Annotated in this window: 1 protein-coding gene; it reads left to right on the top strand. The window is 59.8% G+C overall.

Annotation, left to right across the window (positions count from 1 at the left end; translation table 11 throughout):
* Positions 1-74: 74 nt before the first annotated feature.
* The coding region (locus AEAC466_RS43195; protein ID WP_023460257.1) for an IS5/IS1182 family transposase at positions 75-941 on the top strand (867 nt) is incomplete at its 3' end.

Genomic DNA, 941 nt, shown 5'->3' with positions numbered 1-941 from the left:
TGGACACCTCGAAAAACCTGGCGGAATTGGCCGGATCATGATTCCATATCTTGGTCGGGATATGGAGGATTTCGATGAAGGGAGGGCCTGGTCTTTTTGATGTTCAGGAGCGTTTGAAACGCTTAAGCGATCTGGGCGATCAGCTCGAAACGTACGGTCGGTTGGTCGATTTCGAAGCGTTCCGTCCGGATCTGTTGGCGGCCGTGGGTTACAGCGCCGGCGCCAAAGGCGGGCGGCCACCGTTCGACGTCGTACTGATGTTCAAAATCTTGGTCATCCAGGCGCAGAACAGTCTCAGCGACGAACGCGCGGAATATCTGATCAGCGATCGGCTGTCCTTCATGCGGTTCCTTGGGCTGACGCTGAGCGACCCCGTTCCCGACGCCAAGACAATCTGGCTGTTTCGGGAATGGCTCGTGAAGGCGGGCGCCATCGACGGCCTGTTCAAGCGTTTTGACGCCACGATCCGTGCCGCTGGCTACATCCCGATGTCTGGGCAATTGATCGACTCCACCTGCATCGCGGCGCCAAAGCAGCGCAACACCAAGGAGGAGAAGGCTGCGCTAAAGGCTGGTGAGACGCCAGAACATTGGAAGGCCAATCCGTCAAAGAACCGTCAGAAAGACAAGAACGCGCGCTGGACGGTCAAATATACCAAGGCGAAGGTGGCCGCCGACGGCTCCAAGCCGTCGGTCGACCTGGCCATTCCCGCCTTCGGCTACAAGAACCATGTCAGCACCGATCGCGCTTTCGGCCTGATCCGGACCTGGACGGTGACGGATGCCGCCGCCTTCGACGGCGCCCGGCTTCCCCATCTCCTGGATCCGACCAACACGGCGCGCGTCGTTTGGGCCGATACCGCCTATCGGTCGAAGAAGAATGAAGAAGCAATGGCCAGCCGCGGCTTCAGGTCGGAGGTCCATCGCAAGAAGCCCGTCGGC

This window comes from Asticcacaulis sp. AC466 (assembly GCF_000495815.1).
Classification (GTDB): Bacteria; Pseudomonadota; Alphaproteobacteria; order Caulobacterales; family Caulobacteraceae; genus Asticcacaulis.
Note: the sequence above shows the minus strand (reverse complement) of the source record. Positions and strands in the feature narration are given on the sequence as shown.